This is a genomic window from Sphingomonas sp. ABOLG (genome assembly GCF_003950435.1).
Classification (GTDB): Bacteria; Pseudomonadota; Alphaproteobacteria; order Sphingomonadales; family Sphingomonadaceae; genus Sphingomonas; species Sphingomonas panaciterrae.
Window position 1 is genome coordinate 77,436 of the sequence record NZ_QQWW01000012.1, and the last position, 18,251, is coordinate 95,686.

The following is an 18,251-nucleotide window of genomic DNA, read 5'->3' on the forward strand; positions in this document are numbered from 1 at the left end:
TCGCTCCTCATTCGGCCGGCTGCAGCGCGGGGTCGGTATCGGCCGCGGGGCGGCGACGGCCGCGCCCGATCCGCTCCGCCAGCCCGCGGCAGACGACGTAGAAAGTGGGGGTGAAGATCAGGCCGAAGCCGGTGACGCCGATCATCCCGAAGAACACCGCCGTGCCCAGCGCCTGGCGAAGCTCCGCCCCCGCGCCAGTGGCGATCAGCAGCGGCACCGCGCCCAGGATAAAGGCGAAGCTCGTCATCAGGATCGGGCGAAGCCGGTCCTGCGCCGCGCGCACCGCCGCCTCGATCGGCGACAGGCCTTCCTGCTCCTCGGCCTGCTTGGCGAACTCGACCACCAGGATCGCGTTCTTGGCGGCAAGCGCGATCAGCACCACCAGCCCGATCTGCGTCAGCACGTTATTGTCCATGCCGCGCAGGTTCACGCCGATCATCGCCGCCAACAGGCACATCGGCACGATCAGGATGATCGACAGCGGCAGGAACAGGCTCTCATATTGCGCCGCCAGCACCAGGAAGACGAACACCACCGCCAGCGCGAAGACGATCCCCGCCGTGCTGCCCGCCGCCTTTTCCTGGAAGGCGATGCCGGTCCATTCGCTGCCATAGCCCTTGGGCAGCGTCTCGGCGGCGAGCTTCTCCATCGCTACCAGCGACGCGCCGGAGGAATAGCCGGGCGCGGTGTCGCCATCCACTTCGACCGCCGGGAAGAGGTTGTAGCGCGTGACGCGATACGGCCCCGTCTTATCCTCGAAATTGGCCACCGATCCGATCGGCACCATGCTGCCGGCGTTCGAGCGCGTCTTGAGATTGGCGATATCCGCAGGCGTCGAGCGGAACGGCGCGTCGGCCTGCGCCGTCACGCGATAGGTGCGGCCAAGGAGGTTGAAGTCGTTGACGAACGCACTGCCGAGATAGACCTGAAGCGCCTCGAACACGCGTTCCGGGGGCACCCCCAGCATGTCCGCCTTGGCCCGGTCGATATCGGCGAAGATGCGCGGCGTGGCGGTGTCGAAGAAGGTGAAGACCTGCGCCAGCCCTTGCGTCTCATTCGCCTTTGCGATCAGCTTCTGCGTTTCCTCGCCCAGCTTCTGATAGCCCGCGCCCTCGCGGTCCTGCACGATCATGCGATAGCCGCCGGCCGAGCCGATGCCCTGGATCAGCGGCGGCGGGATGACGAGGATCCGCGCCTCGTCGATGTCCGCGGTCGCCTGGCGCGCCTCGTCCATCAGCCCGGCGAAGGTGACGCCAAGCTCGGCGCGCTCCTTGAAGGACTTGAGGGGAACGTAGGCGGCGGCGGTGTTGGGCGCGAGCGTCTGCGACGGGCCGTCGAAGCCGGCGAGCATGACGACGCCCTTCACCCCGGCGAGCGGCAGGATGCGCTTCGCCACCTTCTGCACCACCGCGTCGGTCCGCTCGACCGAGGCGCCGGCGGGCAGCTGAACGACGGTCAGGAAATAGCCCTGGTCCTGCGCCGGGATGAAGCCGGTCGGCGTCGCCCAGAACACCGCGCCCGTCGCGGCGATGAGGCCGGCATAGGTCAGCATCATCCGCCTGGGCCGGCGCACCAGCCGGTCGGTCAGCCGCGCATAGCGATCGCTCATCCGCTCGAACCCGCGGTTGAACCAGCCGCCGGCGCGGGCGAGCGCACGGGTCACGCGGTTGCCCTGCCCTTCCGCCTGATGCCCCTTGAGCAGGATCGCGGCGAGCGCGGGCGAGAGCGTCAGCGACACGATCAGCGAGATGATCGTCGCGGTGGCGATGGTAACGGCGAACTGCTGGTAGAAGGCGCCCGACATGCCGGTGAGAAACAGCGTCGGCACGAACACCGCGCACAGCACCAGCACGATCGCGACCAATGCGCCGGACACTTCGTCCATCGACGTGCGCGCCGCCTCCAGCGGGCTCAACCCGTTGGCGAGGTTGCGTTCGACATTCTCGACCACCACGATCGCGTCATCGACGACGATGCCGATCGCCAGCACCAGGCCGAACAGCGACAGCGTGTTGAGCGAATAGCCGAACGCCGCCAGCACCGCGAACGTGCCGACCAGCGACACCGGGATAGCCACAATCGGGATGATGGCCGCGCGCCACTTCTGCAGGAACACCAGGATGACGAGGACGACGAGGATCATCGCCTCGAACAAGGTATCGATCACCGCATCCACCGATTGCGCGATGAATTCGGTTGGGTTGTAGATCACGCGATATTCCAGGCCCTTGGGGAAGGACGTGGCCATCGCCTCCATCTCGGCCGTCACCTTTTCGGCGGCGGCGAGCGCATTGGTGCCGGGGCGCTGGAACACCGCCGCGATGACGGTCGGCTGGCCCGAGAGGTAGGTGTTCGAATTATAGTCCTGCGCGCCAAGCTCGACCCGGGCGACATCGCGCACGCGCACCTGGTGGCCATCGGCATCGGTACGCACGATCACGTCGGCGAACTGCGCCGGATCAACGAGCCGCCCCTGCGTCTCGACGTTGAGCTGGAAGGCATTGCCCTGCGCATATGGTGGCTGGCCGAGCGTGCCGGCGGCGACCTGCACGTTCTGCGCGCGCAGTGCCGAGACGATGTCGCCCGCCGTCAGGTTCAGCGCCGCGGCGCGGCCGGGATCGATCCAGACCCGCATGGCATAATCGCGGCTGCCGAACAGGCGCACGTCACCGACGCCGTCGATCCGCGCCAGCCGGTCCCGCACCTGGGTCAACGCGTAGTTGGAGATGTAGCCGCGATCGAGCGACCCGTCGGGCGAGATGAGGTTCACCACCATCAGGAAGTCGGGTGAGGTCTTGCGGGTGACGACGCCCAGCCGCTGCACCTCCTCGGGCAGGCGCGGCACGGCGACCGCGACGCGGTTCTGCACCAGCACCTGCGCGGCATCGAGGTCGGTGCCGATCTTGAAGGTGACGGTGATGGTGACGACGCCGTCGCCGGTCGACTGGCTCGACTGGTACAGCATGTTGTCGACGCCGTTGATTTCCTGCTCGATCGGCGCGGCGACCGTCTCAGCGACGGTTTCTGCCGAGGCGCCCGGATAAGTAGCGGTCACCGTCACGGTCGGCGGCACGATGTCGGGATATTGCGCGACGGGCAGTTGCCAATAAGCGATCGCGCCGATGATGGTGATGACCACCGCGATGACGCCGGCAAAGATCGGGCGGGTGATGAAGAAGCGCGACAGGCGCATGGCAGGCTCCCCGGAAACGAGGATGGAAGGGATCGGCCCCGCGAGCGGGGCCGAGCTGGGTCAGGCGTCCGTTCGTCCCGAACGGGGGTAATGACGGCTAACGGGCGGCGAAGGTCGCCTGTCCGGGCACTGCACCGGCACCGATCCCGCGGCCGCTGCCGGCAGTGGACGCCGCCTCGCGCGTTGGTGCGATCCGGCCGGCGCGCACCTGAACCCTGGTGCCCGGCATCGCCATCTGCGTGCCGCTGATGACCACCCGGTCGGTGGCAGCAATGCCGCTGCGCACGACGCGTAGGCCATTCACCACCGGCCCCAGCTGAACCGCCTTGACGGCGACCGTGCCGTCATCGCCCACCGTCAGCAGCGTCTTGCGCGCCTGGTCGGTCTGCACGGCGGCGTCCGGCACCAGCAGCGCTGGCGCTGCCCCGCCGCTCGCCAGCCGCATGTTGCCGAACATGCCCGGCGTCAGGAAGAAGTCGGGGTTGTTCAGCACCGCCCGCCCGCGGATCGTGCCCGATCGCGGATCAAGGCCATTGTCGGTGAAGTCGAGCCGCCCGGACCAGCGGAAATCGCCCTCGTCCTGCAGCTTGATCTCCACGTCCGACGGCGGGGTGCCCGCGGCTTGCGCGCGCTTCGTCTTGAGGAACAGCGCCTCGGAACCGTCGAAGGTGAAATAGATCGGGTCGAGCGCGTTGATCGTGGTCAGCAGCGTGCCGTTGGTGTCGCCGCCGGCGACGAGGTTGCCCGGATCGATCTTCCGGTCAGAGACGCGGCCGCCGATCGGCGCGCGCACCTGCGTGAACTCCACATCGAGCGCCCGCGCCCGGACACGCGCCTCCGCGCCGGCAAGCGCGGCATTGGCCGCGCGCAAACGGGCCGTCAGCTGGTCGATGTCGCTCTTCGACACCGCCTCGTCCGCCACCAGCCGCTGTGCGCGATCAAGGTTGGCGCGCGCCAGCTCCACGTCGCTGCGCGCGCTGATCAGCCCGGCGCGCGCCTCGGCCAGTGCGGCCGCGAACGGCCGCTGGTCGAGCGTGAAGAGCAATTGCCCCTTTCGCACGATCGCGCCATCGGTGAAGTGGACCGCAGTGATCGCGCCCGAGACGCGCGGGCGCACCTCCACCGACTTGCTGGCCTCGAACCGGCCGACATAGCTGTCCCATTCGTTGATCGGGCGGACGAGCGGGCTCGCGACCGTGACGGTCGGCGGCGGCGGCGCGGCCTGCGCCGGCTGCTCGCGGTTGAGCGCCGCGCCGGCGATCGTCGCGGCCAGTACCGGGCCCGCGATCAGCGCCCCCGTCCGCCAGCGTGACCGCTGGCGCGTGGCCTGCGGCACCGGCGCCGCCTGTTCCGTGTCGATCCTGCTGTGCATGTTCATGCGTATCTGCCCTTGTTCAGGCGTGCGGCACCGATGCTGGCGAGCAAGGTGCGATATTGGCCAGGAGTGAAGCCGGCAGCCGTGAAGGCCTCCTTCTCCGCGTCGCTCAGCGCCTTGGCGCCGCGATGCCAGGCGAGCACCGCGGTGCGCCGCAAGGCTTCGAGCCGCGGATCGGCGAGGCGAGGATTGTCCTGCCGGCCGAAGAGGCTGCCGAGCGCGAGCGACATCCGGGACGGCTCGCGCAGCGATGAGGGGCGATCGCGCCGGGCGAGCGCCACCACGGACCATTCGAGCGCGGAAAGCCGGTTCGACCGGTCGGCGCCAGGATAAGTGACGGGATTGAATGCGGGACCGGCCGCAGCCGACACCGCGCGTTCGCCGACCGAGCCGTCCCGGTCGAACGCCATATAGGCCATGATATTCCCCTTTGATGGGCGCGCGCCCGCCGCCGCCGACGATCGTCGGACGTTGCGCGCACGAAGGACCATGATCGCGCCGCCGCTGAACGAGCGGCGATGCGACGATCCGGAAAATGGTGAAATGGGGGGAGAAGCAGGCGCCTGCTAACGCGCGCCAACCACTCCGGTCAGACAATCAGCCATGGTGCGGCCTTTCGCTTGGATGCCCCTGTGGCACCCCTTTGATACCGACTGGTATAGAAATCGGTTCAGGCTGCGTCAAGCAGCTTTCTGTACCAGGTGGTATTTTTTATCGCAAGAGGAGCCGGTCGCGGGTCGCAGCCTTTGCGGACAAGCGACGGACCGACCGCCCCTTGGTGCTTGAGCACGTCGACTTAGCCTGCCGAGACCGGCATCTGGATGAGGTTCAGGAAGGTCATCGCCACCGCGCCATCCTGATTGGTCACCGTCATGCGCATCGTCAGCACGCCGCGGTCGGGCTTGCTGCGCGAGACGGCGATGTCGACCACCTCGCGCGTGATCGACAGAACGTCGCCCGGGCGCACGGCCGTCCGCCATTGCAGGTCATCGACCTTCAGCCCCAGCATCGGCGTGTCGCCGAACGGCGCCGTGTCGACGAAATCGCGCATGACGCGGGAGGCGACATGCCAGCCGCTGGCGATCAGCCCCCCGAACCGGCCCGCGGCCGCAGCCTCCTTGTCGACATGCATCGGCTGGGGGTCGAATTCCTCGGCGAAGCGGATGATCTCCGCCTCGGTGAGCGTGATCGGGCCACCGGCCCAACGCTGGCCGATCTCAAGGTCGTTCAGGTACAGCGACGGTCGCAACACGGGGTTCCTCTGTTGCCGGGGCAGCGATCGGGCACCCGGGCGGGTGCCTGTGCGCAATCAGACGCCCCAAGCCAAGGTGGATTGGCGGCAAAAATTGCGATCCTGGACGTCCTCAGGCCGGGCGCGCTCAGGCCAGACGTACTCAGGCGGGGCGGTCGCCCATCCGCTCGCCCAGGCGCACGCTGCGCTCCGGCGCCCAATTGGGGTTGAAGGCGATCACACCGGGGCGGAACAGCATGACGATCGTCGAGCCGAGCAGGAAACGGCCCATTTCCTCGCCCTGCTTCAGCACGATGTTCTGGTCATCATAGCGCCATTCGGAGGTGGCCCGCCCGCGCTTGGCATTGACCACCCCGTGCCAGACGGTCGCCATGCTGCCGACGATGGTTGCCCCGACCAGCACCATGACGAAGCGGCCGTGCTGCGCCGAATCGAACACGCACACGACGCGCTCGTTACGGGCGAAGAGGTTGGGCACCCCGCGCGCCGTGACCGGATTCACCGAGAAGAGCGCGCCGGGGACGTGGATCATCCGCACCAGCCGGCCGTCGCACGGCATGTGGAGGCGGTGATAATCCTTCGGCGACAGATACAGATTGGCGAAGCTGCCATGCCGGAACTCGGCCGCCAGCGCCGCATCGCCGCCGACGAGCTGCGTCGTGGTGAAGCGATGCCCCTTGGCCTGGACGATATGATGATCGTCGATCGCGCCGAACTGGCTGATCGCGCCATCGACCGGGCAGACAAAATCCGCCTGTGCGATCGGGCGGAGGCCGGCGCGCAGCGGGCGGGTGAAGAAGTCGTTGAACGTGGCATAGCCGGCGACGTCGGGGTTCGACGCCTCGCTCATGTCGACGCCGTAGCGCGCCGCGAACAGCCGGATCAGCCGCGTCGTCACCGCGCCGCCCTTCATCCCGGCGACCCGCCCGGCGAGCGTCGTCAGCCCCTGTTTGGGGAGGGCATATTGCAGCAGCACTTTGAGGCGATCGGTCATGGCTGCCGCTATAGGCGCGCTTGGGTGGGATTGTCAGGCGAGCAGATGCTCGATGCGGTAAAAGCGTGCGGCAGCGCCGGCGAACAATTCGCGCTTCTCATCCGCGCTGGCACACTTCGCGATCAGCTTGAAGGCGTTCCACAATGTACCGTAGTCGGCGCCCCAGCGGTCGACCGGGAAGTTGCTTTCGAACATCGCCCGCCGGGCGCCGAACGCGTCGATGGCGGTTTCGACATAGGGGCGGAACAGATCGGCCAGCCGCGCCGCGCTGGTCCGCGTCTCGGGACCCAGCTCGCCCAGCTTGCAGAACGGCATGGCGAGGCCACCGAGCTTGATCGTGACATTGGGGCAGGTCGCGAGTTCCTCGATCGCCCCCTTCCACGCGGCGAACCGGTCATCGTGCCGCCCGGCATAGACGCCAAGGCCCAACGGCGTGCCGACATGATCGAGCACGATCGGCTGGTCGGGAAAGGCGCGGGCAAGCGCCGTCACCTCGGCGATCTGTGGCTCCAGCACCCAGGCGTCGAACGTCAGCCCGCGTTTGCCCAGTTCGGCAAACCCCTCGCGAAAGCGGGCATCGGCATAAAGCGCAGGCGGCGCATGGCCGAGCGGGCCGAGCACTTCCGGGTCGGCATCATGCGCGCCGATGTGGCGGATGCCGCGGAACCGGCCGTTGCCCGCCGCGATCTGCGCATCCAGCACCGCGCCGACGCCTGCGCCCAGCGTCAGGTCGGCCTGTCCGACGATGCCGGCACAGGCGCGAAACGGGCCGTAGATGCCACTCGCCGCGCGCGCTGCAACGCCGTTGACGAATTCCACCTCGCCCACCGGCTTCATCTCCGCCGGGCCGTCCACGCGGTAGAAGGCGCCGCACTGGAGGAAGACGGTGCCGATGACATTGTGCCCGCTGTGGCGGCAATCGCGCAGCAGCTCCTCGAACAGGTAGCGCGGGCTCTGCTTCACGATCGCGCCGAAGGGGTGGTCGCTGTCGCGCGGCGGGATCGGGGTGAAATCCCACAGATGGTGGTGCGGGTCGATGATCGGCAGATCGGGTTCCAGCACGTCCTCGGTCATCATCATCCCCTCTCCATGTCGCGGCGCCCATCTCCCCGCGATCCGGGTGTGTTCCTGCGTCAGCGTCGAAGGGAGTGTGGCACCAAGCGGGGGCGGTAGGAAGTCACCTGTCGGCGGGGGCGGATCCCAGCAGCCGGCGAAGCGTCGCGCGCGGCATGCTGTTGCCGTCCGCCTGCCAGCTGTTCGCCACCGGACTGCCGGTGCGGTCGAGCACGACGATGCCGGGCAGCGCCTTTCCGCCCAGCCGACGAAGTACCGCGTGGCGCGCGCGATCGCACGGCAGCAGCAGCCACGGCATGCGGCTGGTGCGGGCATAGTCCAGCGTCGCGGCGCAACTGGCGTCATCGCCGACGAACAGCATTTCGCTGCCGCGCGCGCGCAGCCGGGGATAGGCAGCGATCAGCTCGGGGACGAAGGCGCGGCACGGCCCGCACCAGCTTGCCCCATAATAGACCGCCAGCATGCGCGTGCCCGCAGGCACGGTGGCGCGGGTGACGCGTCCACGATCGAGCCGCTCGAACGCGCTGCCGGCGGTCCGCGCCAGCGTGTCGTCAGGCCCCGCGCCGATCACCAGCCACGCCAAGAGCGGCAGCAGCAGCCTAGAGGCGCGCATTGATCCGCACGAAGAAGGTGCGCGACAGGCGCGGGCCATAGACATAGTCGCTGTCGCGCCCCGCGCCGACCTCCAGGTCGCGCTGGCGGGCGTCGGTCAGATTGCGGATGCCGAACGTCACGTCGATTTCCGACCCGTCGTCGCGCACCGGAATATGGCGCGTCGCGGTCAGATCGAACACCAGGAACGGGTCGCTGTCGCGAAGCTCCGCCAGGCGGTTGTTCAGCACCGGCATCGACCCGGTGTACCGCGCCGCCAGAAAGGCGTCGAAGGACGGCGTGACGCGCCACATGACCTGCCCGACGCCGGTCAGCCGCGGCGATTTCAGGTAGCGCCGGGTGGCAATCTGCGTCGCGTCGTCATCGAAGATCACCTGCGCCGCATCGTAGCGCGCGTCGATATAGGCGCCGCCGATGCTGGCGTTCAGCGTCGGGGTGAAGCGATAGGTCGCGCTCATCTCCGCGCCCAGCACGCGGCTGCCCCCGGCGTTGGAACGGACGCGAAACAGGCTGCCGTCCGCCCGCTCGCGGATTTCGCCGAGGAAGAAGGTATCGCGCAGCTGCGTCCAATAGGCCTGCCCGTCGAGCGTGAAGGCGCCGTCGCGCCACGTCGGCCGCCAATCGAAGCCGACCGCGACACTGCGCGCATGTTCGGTGGTGAGGCCGGGCGCGTTGACGATGCGGATCGGCTCCGCGCCCAGCACGTCGACGTGAATGTCCTCGCTGAACACCTCGGGCGCGCGGTAGCCGGTGGAGTAATTGGCGCGCAGCACCAGTTGCGGGCTGGGCGACGCCCATAGCCCGATGCGCGGCGAGACGATCACGTCGTCGATCTCGGAATTCTTGTCGAGCCGCGCTCCCAGCACGAGGCGCAGGCCCTCGCTGAGCGACCATTCGTCCTGCACGAAGGCGCCGAGCGTGCTGAAGCGATCGTCGACGATCGTCGCGAGCCGCCGGCCATCCGCATCCTCGCCGCGGTCAACCACCTTTTCGCTGCGGATCTGCACCCCGCCGAGCAAGGCATGCGCGCCCGCGCGCGTCTCCAGCCGCAGCTCGCCATAATGGAAGGTGTCGCTGGTGCGGCCATATTGGGTGCGGCTGGCCGCCTCCGCTTCCGCCAGCGCGACCGGGTCATAGCCGGGGGCGTCGGGGTTCGTCTCCACCTCGCCCAGGCCGCCATAGAAGCTGCGCCGGTTGAGCACGGACAGGGCGTAGGTGCCGACCAGCCGCGTATCGGCGCCGAGCTGCTGCGTGACGCTGAGCGAGCCGCGATGCACGTCGCTGTCGATCTGCTCGGCGATGTTGGCGAGGTGCGCCGGCCGGTCGAGCAGATTGCCGCCGCGCCGGTCCTCGCTCGTGAACTGGTAATCGAACGCGACGGTGGTCGCCGCGCCGGCCGCCCATTCGCCGCGCGCGCCTGCGGTGATCAGCTTGCGACGGGCAAGCTCGGTATAGCCATCATCGTTGAGGTCGATCCCCGGGCTGTGATCGCCCTGCGCGAAGAGGTTCACGAACCCGCCGGCAAAGGTCTTGGCCACCAGCAGCGAGCCGAAGGCGGTGAGCTTCCGGTCGACCCGCTGCACGTCGAGCGCGGCGCGGATACCGTCCTTTTCAGGGCGCATCGGCACGACGTTGACGACGCCCGCCACCGCGCCCGGGCCGTAGAGGACCGACGCGCCGCCCTTCACCACCTCGACCCGGTCGACCAGCACCGCCGGGATCTGCTCCACGCCATAGACCACGCCGACGCCGGTCATCAGCGGCAGGCCATTGAGCAGGATCTGGTTATAGGCGCCGGGCAGGCCGAGCAGCTGAATCTCGGTCGTGTTGCAATTCTGGCAATTGCTCTCCGTCCGCGCGGCGGGAAGGAAATCGAGTGCGTCGGCCAGGTTGCGCGCGCCCGACCGCTCCAGCACCGCCGCCCCGATCACATCGGTCCTGACCGGCGCCTCGCGCATGGTGCGCGGGGTGCGTGTGCCGGTCACCACGATCTGGCCGTCGCTGGCACCCGGCGCAGGGGCGTCTGCCGGTCTCCCCTGCGAATCCCCTGCCGCGGCCACGCCTCCCAACACCAGGGCCAAGGTCACACCAAGCATCACACCCCCCCGCTAAAGGAGTTAGCCAATGCTAAATACGTTGCTCGAGTTCAAGTTCCGATTGGGATTTTCCCGGGGGAGCGGCTAAGGGGGCGGCATGACGCTGTCCGCCGCCGATCGTGCTGCTGCCTTCCGCAAGACGCGAGCCGCGCATCTCACCGAAGTTTCCGAGGATTACGTCGAGTTGATCGGCGACCTCATCGCCGAACAGGGCGAAGCGCGGCTGACCGACGTCGCCGAGCGGCTCGGCGTATCACAGGCGACCGCCTCCAAGGTCATCACCCGGCTGCGCCGCGACGGGCTGGTGGAGAACAAGCGCTACCGCTCGATCTTCCTCACCGACCGCGGGCGCGAGCTCGCCGATGCCTCGCGTGAACGGCACCGGATCGTATTTGAATTCCTCCGCGCGCTGGGGCTGGACGATGCGGTCGCCCATGCGGATTCGGAAGGGATCGAACATCACGTCAGCGAGGTGACGCTGGTGAAGCTGCAGGAACTGACCCAGCGCCTGCGCCGGTCGGACGGGCAATAGCGGCGCGCAGGCCGCGACGGATCATCCCGGCCCCGCAGCCATCCGCGGCGTCAGCGGAAACTCCAGCACGAACTGCGCGCCCGGATCGGCGGAGGCGGCGGCAAGCTCGCCATTGAGCTGCGCCGCGAGGCTGGTGATCACGCGCATCCCGAGGCTGGTCGTCGCGCGGGTGAGATCGAAGGCTTCGGGCAGCCCGCGGCCCTGGTCGGCCACCTCGAGGCGATAGCGTTCCTCGCCGATCGTCGTCCCGATGACCCGCACCTCGCCCTCGCTGCCCTTCGCATAGGCATATTTGTACGCGTTGGTGACCAGCTCGTTGACGAACAGCCCGATCGGGACCGCCATCTTCGCCGAGACCAGCGCCGGGTCAATCCTGACCACCGTATCATGCCTGGGCGCGGTCCTGGCGACCGCGAGGACGAGGCTGGGGAGGAAGACGGCAAGATCGACCGCCTTGGCATCAGCCTGTCGCCACAATTGGTCATGCACGATCGCCACCGCCTGCACCCGTGCCGCGGCATCCTGCAACGCGGCGCGCAGGTCGTCGCCCGCGGTGCGCGCCTGCAGCGACAAGAGCGAGGCGACCAGCGCGAGGCTGTTCTTCACCCGATGGCTGATTTCGCCCATCATCAATTGCTGAAGCTCCTCCAGCTTCTTCGCGCCGTCGATGTCATTGCAGATCCCGATCCACTTCTCGACTGCGCCCGCCTGATCGCGCAGCGGGTTGCCGCGCGCCATGAACCAGCGCCAGCTTTCCTCGCCGGTTCGGATGCGGAAGGCCGTTTCGTAGAAGTGCGCCTGCTCGACCGCCTCCTGCCACGCGGCGGCGGCGGCACCGCGATCGTCAGGGTGGACGATCTGGAGCCAGCCGTCGCCCAGCAGCGCCGACCCCGGCATGCCGGTGAGCAGCGAAAAGGGCGCGTTGACATAGGTGTAGCTGCCGGCGGCATCGGTCTCGAACGCCAGCGCGGGGATCGCCTCGACAACGGTGCGGAAGCGTTCCTCGCGCGCCTGCGCCTCGGCCGCCTTCTGCCGTTCCTCCATCTCGGCAGTCACATCCTCAACCTGGTTGATGATGTTGGTCACCTGCCCATCGGCGGCGAAGACCGGGATGTTGAGCAGCACCCACCAGCGGAGGTGGAACGCGCCGTCCGGGCTCCTGATGTCGAACTTCTGCACCGGTATCCGGTCCGACCGGCGGCTTTCCAGCACCCGCTCCAGCGACCGTCGCAGGTTGCGCGCGCCGGTGGCGAACGGATCGTCGGGGTTTTCGGGGAAGGCATCGAAGATGTTCCGGCCGACCAAATCCTCCTCACGCGTCATGGTGGCGCGTAGATAGCCGGGCGACGCTGCCTCGATGGTGAAATCGGTGGCGAGGACGAGGTGCGCGGTCTGTTGCGCCTCGTAGAGCGAGCGGAAACGGGCCTCGGCCGCGCGCAACGCATCCTCGATCCGCTTGCGGCTGGTGATATCGCGGCTGACCTCCAGCACGCGTTCGGTGCCGTCGGGGTCGACCAGCAGCCGCAGCCGGGACCACAGCACTACCTCCCGCCGGTCCTTGCCATGCTTGCGAAGCTCGCCTTCCCAGCTTCCCGTGGTGCGCAGCGCGCTCAGTATCTCGTCCCACGGGACGGGATAATCGGTACCCAGCAGTTCGGCGGGCGAGCGATGCAGCGCCTCCTCCTCCGAATAGCCGTAAAGCTGCGTCGCGCCGTCACTCCACGTCTCCACGCCCTTGGAGATGTTCCACACGATGATCGGGTCGTCGGAATGCCTGATAAGATCGGCGTCGGACTGAAAGGGATGGGGCCGCCGATGGTGATCAGACATTCTGTGCAGCCTCTTCGTCCACGTCGCCGTGAGGGAAGCCATTCGGGGCGAATGGCGCCGGGCACGGACCCGCCGGCTCCTGATCAACGCTCCCGGTCATAGCGCGGTAGAAGCAGGATCTTTCCCCCTCGCCCGCGGGCCTGCGCGAAGGTGCTGACCGGCAGGCGCCATCTTCCGATGCGCTATGCCCGGTCACGTCACCATGCGTAGTATTGCGTAGCCGCGCGGGGCAGCAACGTCGCGGACCGACGCGGATCAATGCCTCGCTGCTGGGCCTGTTCGGAGAGGTGGGCTTTGCGCAACAATTCCAACGTGCCCACCCGCCGACATGACGGGATCGTCGGCCGGGTGGGCATCCTGTTCCGGCAATAAGTGGAGAGAAGCGCCCCCCCGCTCCAGGAAGGGGAGCCGCTCAGTGCTTCTGCTGTGCCAGCTTGTCGACCCAGGCGATGCCGATCGCCGAGACGATGAACACCATGTGGATGATCGTCTGCCACAGCACCGCGGTCTCGGTCACCCGCCCCGTCGGCGTGCCGATCGCGCCAGCCTCGATAAAGGTGCGCAGCAGGTGGATCGAGGAGATGCCGATGATCGCCATCGCCAGCTTCACCTTCAAGACGCCGGCATTGACGTGACTCAGCCACTCCGGCTGATCCGGGTGGCCATTGAGCCCCAGCCGCGACACGAACGTCTCATACCCGCCGACGATCACCATCACGAGCAGGTTGGAGATCATCACCACGTCGATCAGCCCAAGCACCATCAGCATGATCTGCTGCTCGGTGAACTCCCAGCTGTGCAGCACCAGGTGCGTCAGTTCCTTCAGGAACAGGAACACATAGACGCATTGCGCCACGATCAGCCCGACATACAGCGGCAGCTGCAGCCAGCGCGAACTGAAGATCAGGAACGGCAGCGGCTTCAATCGGGGCGAGGCTGCCGGGGTGTTGAACTCACTCATTATGTATTTGCCTGTAGAACCTGTTTCTTGTTGTCAGTGCGACGGGTTGGAAATGTCGGCCCGCGTCGGTGGGACAGCGGCGGGTCCGGTGTCCGGCACCGTCTCGCCGCGCGTCTTCCAAAGCGAATAGGCCACCCCAGCCGCGATCAGCGCGAACGTCACGCCAAGGCTGATGACCGGCGGGAATTTCGCCCCTCCCAGGAGGAAGTCGGCCACGAAGATCTTCGACCCGATGAACACCAGGATCGCGGCCAGCGCATATTTGAGATAGTGGAAGCGATGCACAAGGGCCGCCAGCGCGAAATACAGCGCGCGCAGGCCCAGGATCGCCATGATGTTCGACGTATAGACGATGAACGTGTCGGTGGTGATAGCGAAGATCGCCGGCACGCTGTCCAGCGCGAACACCAGGTCGGCAAGGTTGATGACCACCAGCGCCAGGAACAGCGGCGTCGCCGCGGTCGCCAGCTTGCCCGTCCTGGTGTCCGGCACCTTGACGAAGAAATGCTGGCCGTGGAGCTGCGGCGTCACCGGGATGTGGCGCGAAATGAACCGCACCAGCGGGTTGTTGCCGACGTCGATTGAATCGTCGTTGCTGAAGAACATCTTGATGCCGGTGAACACCAGGAAAGCGGCAAAGATGTAGAGCACCCAATAGGCCTCTGACAGCAAGGCTGCGCCGCCCGCGATCATCAGTCCGCGCAGGACAATGACGGCGATGATGCCCCACAACAGCGCGCGATACTGATATTTCGCGGGGATCGCGAAATAGGAGAAGATCAGGCTGATGACGAAGACGTTGTCGATCGACAGCGCCTTTTCGATGAAGAAACCGGTGTAATATCGGATGCCGGCTTCCGCACCGCGGGCATACCAGATCCAGCCGCCGAACAGCAACGCAACGCCAATGTAGAACGCCGAGAGCCGGAGGCTTTCGGCAATGCCCATCTCCCGGTCTTCCTTGTGCAGAACGCCAAGGTCGAAGGCAGTAAGGGCGATGACCAGCCCGAGGAAGGCCAGCCAGAACCAGGCCGGCGTCCCCAGCCAGTCAGCGAGAAAGAAGTCCATCACATCTCTCGATCAGAGGTGGTCACGATCCATCGAACCGCCGCGGCCGGGTCATCATGCCGCGGTCAGCGTCGTCCGCGTATCAGTGACGCAGACAGGATCGGCGGGCGCGGGGTACGCCGCCGGATCGGGCCGGGCGGAGCCTGAGACGCGCGATCGGGCGGGCCAGATGGATCGGATGGATCACATCTTCAGGGCGCTGCGCAGCGATGGGCAGCGATCGTCGGGGTTTCAACGCAACATTCCTCCACATGACCAACAGGGTCATCGGAGAATCCGGGGCGCAAGGAACCAGCAACGGGCCTGACCACATCGGATTTTCCGATACGGTCGACATCACGAGAACAGTCTCGCCAGAGGGGCCCGGGCCGTAGGGAGATATTGTCCCAAACCGGCCGTGCTGTCAATTCCTTGGCTCCCCACGCGCCCTTACGAAGGGTCACGCTGAAGCGTGCCGAGCAACTTAGCAGAGAGCGACTTCAGCTCTCCGTATGACAATGTGTGGGCCGCTTGCGGATGGGAAGCTTGTGGGCGGCAGACTGGGAAATGGCGACGTACAGGTGACCACGGACGTGCGGCGAATTAGGATCGTGAGCCGGCTTTCGCCTCTAGAATCGACTACAGCTGCCGCCGCCGTGTGCGGGCCAATCGCGCAGCATGGAGGTATCTACGTAGATCTGCGCCATCCCTCCCCACCTATATCACACGTCGTTGTCTGCCCGAGCTCCAGAGCATGTCTCTGCAGTGTGGCGTGCGCGGGTCGCTCTCGATCCGTTGCAGTCCAGATGGAGACCGAGACGTGGATCACGAACAAGACAAAAGCGGCGAGCGCGTGCTGACCAATCGTCAGGGTCACCCGATCGTCAACAACCAGTCGCAGCGAACGGTCGGTGCACGCGGCCCGGCGACGCTCGAGAATTACCAGTTCCTCGAGAAAATCACGCACTTCGATCGCGAGCGCATCCCGGAGCGCGTGGTCCATGCCCGGGGCTTCGTCTGCTACGGAACGTTCGAGGCGACCGGCAAAATCGGCGACGAACCGGCCTCCAAATACACCCGCGCGAAGCTGTTCCAGTCGGCCGGCAAGGAGACGCCGCTCGCAATACGCTTCTCGACGGTGATCGGCGGGCGCGACTCATCAGAGGTTGCGCGCGACCCGCGCGGCTTTGCGGTCAAGCTCTATACCGAGGACGGTAACTGGGACATCGTCGGCAACAATCTGGCGGTCTTCTTCATCCGTGATGCGATCAAGTTTCCCGACGTCATCCACTCGTTGAAGCCCGATCCGGTGACGTTCCGCCAGGAGCCGAACCGCATCTTCGACTTCATGAGCCAGACGCCTGAGTCGATGCACATGCTGACACATCTGTTCAGCCCGCGTGGCATTCCAGCCAATTACCGGCACATGGAAGGTTTCGGGGTCAACACCTACAAGATGGTCAACGCGGCCGGCGACACGGTGCTGGTCAAATATCATTTCCATCCGCGCTGCGGGGTCGCCTGCCTGACGGCGGAAGAAGCCGCCAAGGTGCAGGGGCAGGATCTCGGATCGGCCTCCAAGGACCTGTTCGAAGCGATCGAGCGCGGCGATTACCCGCAATGGGACATGTTCGTTCAGATCATGGACGATCACGATCATCCCGAGCTCGACTGGGATCCGCTCGACGACACGAAGACCTGGCCGGAAGATCAATTTCCGCTGCGGCACATCGGCGTGATGACGCTGAACCGGAACGTCGAGGACCAGCATACTGAAAGCGAGCAGATCGCGATGGGCACCGGCGTGCTGGTCGACGGCCTCGACTTCTCCGACGACAAGATGCTGGTCGGGCGCACCTTCTCCTATTCGGATACGCAGCGCTATCGCGTCGGCACGAACTATCTGCAGATCCCGGTCAACCAGGCGAAGAACGCCGCCGTCGCCACCAACCTGAACGGTGGCCAGATGTCCTATCGCCGCGATCTGGCCGAGGGCCAAAACCCCCACGTCAATTTCGAGCCGTCGATCCACAACGGTCTTTCGGAGGCGGACCGCGATGAGCCCAACAACCCGCCCGAGATCCACGGGCGCCTCACCCGCAGCGTCATCGAACGGCGCAATGATTATGTGCAGGCGCGCGCACGCTACAACACGATGATGGATTGGGAACGCGACGATCTGATCACCAACATGGGCGTCCTCCTGTCGCAGTGCGAACGCGACGTGAAGGAGCGGATGCTGTGGCACTTCTTCCTGGTTCATGACGATTACGGCGCACGGGTCGCCGACAAGCTGGGAATGAGCCTCGCTGATGTTTCCGGGCTGGAGCCGCTTCCCAAGCAGGTTCTTACCGAGGAGGATCAGCGCCGCCTCAAGTCCCTTGGCCGCAACGGCGATGCGGTCGACCCGAGTGGCTGGGGCCAGTGGACCAGTTCGGTGAAGAACCGCCAGACATCCTCGGAAGAAGTGCTCGCCGGGATGCGAACGCCGGCGGCTTTGGACGAGTACGTCAGAGCATAGCAGCGCGCTGAGAGTGCCGGCCCCGAGTGATGATGCGAGGAGCCGGAGGGAGTCTTCGTCCTACTGAACCGCGGCTCACGGGTCGGCACGGAGCCGATAGCCCACGCCGAGTTCATTCGCGATGACGCCGCCGACCGGCCCTGGCGCCCCCAGCTTCTGGCCGAGAGTCCGTACGACGATCCCGAGGGAATCGCCCCCCGGCGCCCCCCCCGCCACCCACCCCACGCCGGCCACACGGCCCCTGGTCACGACCCCGTCCGATGTGCTCCGCCAACACGCCCAGAACCTCGTACTCCTTGCGGGTCAGGTGAACCTCCTTGCCGTGGCGGCACACGATCCGCCGGTCGAGGTCGATGCTGAGATCGCCCCGGCTGACGATCTTCTGGATCGTCCCGGAGGATTGCTGATGACGCAGCGCGACCCTGAGGCGGGCGAGCAGTTCCTCGGTGTCGAACGGCTTCGTCACGAAATCGTCTGCGCCAAGATCGAGGGCGGCCACCTTCTCGTCGACGGCATCGCGCGCGGACACCACAAGGATGACGAGGTCGCCATGCGCACGCAGCTGGGGAATGATGCTGAGGCCGTCGCGATCGGGCAGGCCCAGGTCGAGCAGGATCGCAGCCGGATGCTCGGCCGCGACCTGACGCAGCGCGACCTTGGCATTCTCCGCCTCGACAATTTCATAGTCCGCCCGAAGCAATGTGTTGCGCAGCAGGCGGCGGATCGCCGCGTCATCATCCACCACAAGCACTTTGGCTGGCATG

The 18,251-nt window shown here is 66.6% G+C and carries 14 protein-coding genes; 2 read left to right on the forward strand and 12 right to left on the reverse strand.

What is annotated here, in order from left to right; genetic code table 11:
* Positions 1–7 precede the first annotated feature (7 nt).
* From CA236_RS14085 to CA236_RS14120, 8 genes are all read right to left on the reverse strand, one after another.
* Positions 8–3,193: a multidrug efflux RND transporter permease subunit gene (locus CA236_RS14085; RefSeq protein WP_125946061.1), complete on the reverse strand. Its 3,186-nt coding sequence runs from the start codon at positions 3,191–3,193 to the stop codon at positions 8–10.
* Positions 3,194–3,290: 97 nt separating this feature from the next.
* Positions 3,291–4,571, reverse strand: coding sequence for an efflux RND transporter periplasmic adaptor subunit (locus CA236_RS14090; RefSeq protein ID WP_125946062.1), 1,281 nt, complete (start codon positions 4,569–4,571; stop codon positions 3,291–3,293).
* Positions 4,568–4,987: a hypothetical protein gene (locus CA236_RS14095; RefSeq protein ID WP_125946063.1), complete on the reverse strand. Its 420-nt coding sequence runs from the start codon at positions 4,985–4,987 to the stop codon at positions 4,568–4,570. Before CA236_RS14095 ends, CA236_RS14090 begins: the two co-directional genes overlap by 4 nt.
* 377 nt (positions 4,988–5,364) lie before the next feature.
* Positions 5,365–5,820: a MaoC family dehydratase gene (locus CA236_RS14100; RefSeq protein WP_197075251.1), complete on the reverse strand. Its 456-nt coding sequence runs from the start codon at positions 5,818–5,820 to the stop codon at positions 5,365–5,367.
* A gap of 142 nt (positions 5,821–5,962) precedes the next feature.
* Positions 5,963–6,814: an archaetidylserine decarboxylase gene (gene asd / locus CA236_RS14105; protein ID WP_125946064.1), complete on the reverse strand. Its 852-nt coding sequence runs from the start codon at positions 6,812–6,814 to the stop codon at positions 5,963–5,965.
* A 33-nt stretch (positions 6,815–6,847) separates the two neighbouring features.
* A complete protein-coding gene (locus CA236_RS14110) occupies positions 6,848–7,888 on the reverse strand; it encodes an amidohydrolase family protein (RefSeq protein ID WP_125946084.1) in 1,041 nt (346 codons plus the stop codon).
* Between the two features lie 103 nt (positions 7,889–7,991).
* Entirely contained in the window at positions 7,992–8,501 is a 510-nt protein-coding gene (locus CA236_RS14115) for a thioredoxin-like domain-containing protein (protein WP_164518948.1), read from the reverse strand.
* Complete coding sequence (locus tag CA236_RS14120) at positions 8,488–10,587, reverse strand: TonB-dependent receptor (protein ID WP_164518949.1); 2,100 nt, start codon at positions 10,585–10,587, stop codon at positions 8,488–8,490. The genes CA236_RS14115 and CA236_RS14120 overlap by 14 nt, the downstream gene beginning before the upstream one ends.
* Before the next feature lie 106 nt (positions 10,588–10,693).
* On the opposite strand from CA236_RS14120, the gene mntR reads away from it, so the two are divergent.
* The gene (mntR, locus tag CA236_RS14125; protein ID WP_125946067.1) at positions 10,694–11,128 is read left to right on the forward strand and encodes a manganese-binding transcriptional regulator MntR; all 435 of its coding nucleotides are present in this window, start codon (positions 10,694–10,696) and stop codon (positions 11,126–11,128) included.
* 21 nt (positions 11,129–11,149) lie between these two features.
* Here mntR and CA236_RS14130 read toward each other — a convergent pair whose 3' ends face one another.
* The 3 genes from CA236_RS14130 to CA236_RS14140 form a co-directional block, all read right to left on the reverse strand.
* Positions 11,150–12,958 (reverse strand): PAS domain S-box protein, encoded by a 1,809-nt coding sequence (locus CA236_RS14130; RefSeq protein ID WP_164518950.1) that lies wholly within the window; start codon positions 12,956–12,958, stop codon positions 11,150–11,152.
* 412 nt (positions 12,959–13,370) lie between these two features.
* Positions 13,371–13,919 carry a TIGR00645 family protein gene (locus CA236_RS14135; protein ID WP_046406588.1) on the reverse strand — a complete coding sequence of 183 codons (549 nt, stop codon included), beginning with the start codon at positions 13,917–13,919 and terminating at the stop codon, positions 13,371–13,373.
* Between the two features lie 33 nt (positions 13,920–13,952).
* Complete coding sequence (locus CA236_RS14140; protein WP_125946069.1) at positions 13,953–14,987, reverse strand: TerC family protein; 1,035 nt, start codon at positions 14,985–14,987, stop codon at positions 13,953–13,955.
* Between the two features lie 799 nt (positions 14,988–15,786).
* On the opposite strand from CA236_RS14140, the gene CA236_RS14145 reads away from it, so the two are divergent.
* A complete protein-coding gene (locus CA236_RS14145) occupies positions 15,787–17,487 on the forward strand; it encodes a catalase (protein WP_277600069.1) in 1,701 nt (566 codons plus the stop codon).
* Between the two features lie 112 nt (positions 17,488–17,599).
* On the opposite strand, the gene CA236_RS14150 is transcribed toward CA236_RS14145, so the two are convergent.
* Positions 17,600–18,250: a response regulator transcription factor gene (locus CA236_RS14150; protein WP_241212668.1), complete on the reverse strand. Its 651-nt coding sequence runs from the start codon at positions 18,248–18,250 to the stop codon at positions 17,600–17,602.
* Position 18,251: the final 1 nt, after the last annotated feature.

Excerpts from the sequence above, each read along its gene's own strand:
- CA236_RS14085 (WP_125946061.1), bottom strand. The coding sequence starts at position 3,193 with ATGCGCCTGTCGCGCTTCTTCATCACCCGCCCGATCTTTGCCGGCGTC.
- CA236_RS14090 (WP_125946062.1), bottom strand. The coding sequence starts at position 4,571 with ATGAACATGCACAGCAGGATCGACACGGAACAGGCGGCGCCGGTGCCG.
- CA236_RS14095 (WP_125946063.1), bottom strand. The coding sequence starts at position 4,987 with ATGGCCTATATGGCGTTCGACCGGGACGGCTCGGTCGGCGAACGCGCG.
- asd (WP_125946064.1), bottom strand. The coding sequence starts at position 6,814 with ATGACCGATCGCCTCAAAGTGCTGCTGCAATATGCCCTCCCCAAACAG.
- CA236_RS14110 (WP_125946084.1), bottom strand. The coding sequence starts at position 7,888 with ATGACCGAGGACGTGCTGGAACCCGATCTGCCGATCATCGACCCGCAC.
- CA236_RS14115 (WP_164518948.1), bottom strand. The coding sequence starts at position 8,501 with ATGCGCGCCTCTAGGCTGCTGCTGCCGCTCTTGGCGTGGCTGGTGATC.
- mntR (WP_125946067.1), top strand. The coding sequence starts at position 10,694 with ATGACGCTGTCCGCCGCCGATCGTGCTGCTGCCTTCCGCAAGACGCGA.
- CA236_RS14130 (WP_164518950.1), bottom strand. The coding sequence starts at position 12,958 with ATGTCTGATCACCATCGGCGGCCCCATCCCTTTCAGTCCGACGCCGAT.
- CA236_RS14135 (WP_046406588.1), bottom strand. The coding sequence starts at position 13,919 with ATGAGTGAGTTCAACACCCCGGCAGCCTCGCCCCGATTGAAGCCGCTG.
- CA236_RS14140 (WP_125946069.1), bottom strand. The coding sequence starts at position 14,987 with ATGGACTTCTTTCTCGCTGACTGGCTGGGGACGCCGGCCTGGTTCTGG.
- CA236_RS14150 (WP_241212668.1), bottom strand. The coding sequence starts at position 18,250 with ATGCCAGCCAAAGTGCTTGTGGTGGATGATGACGCGGCGATCCGCCGC.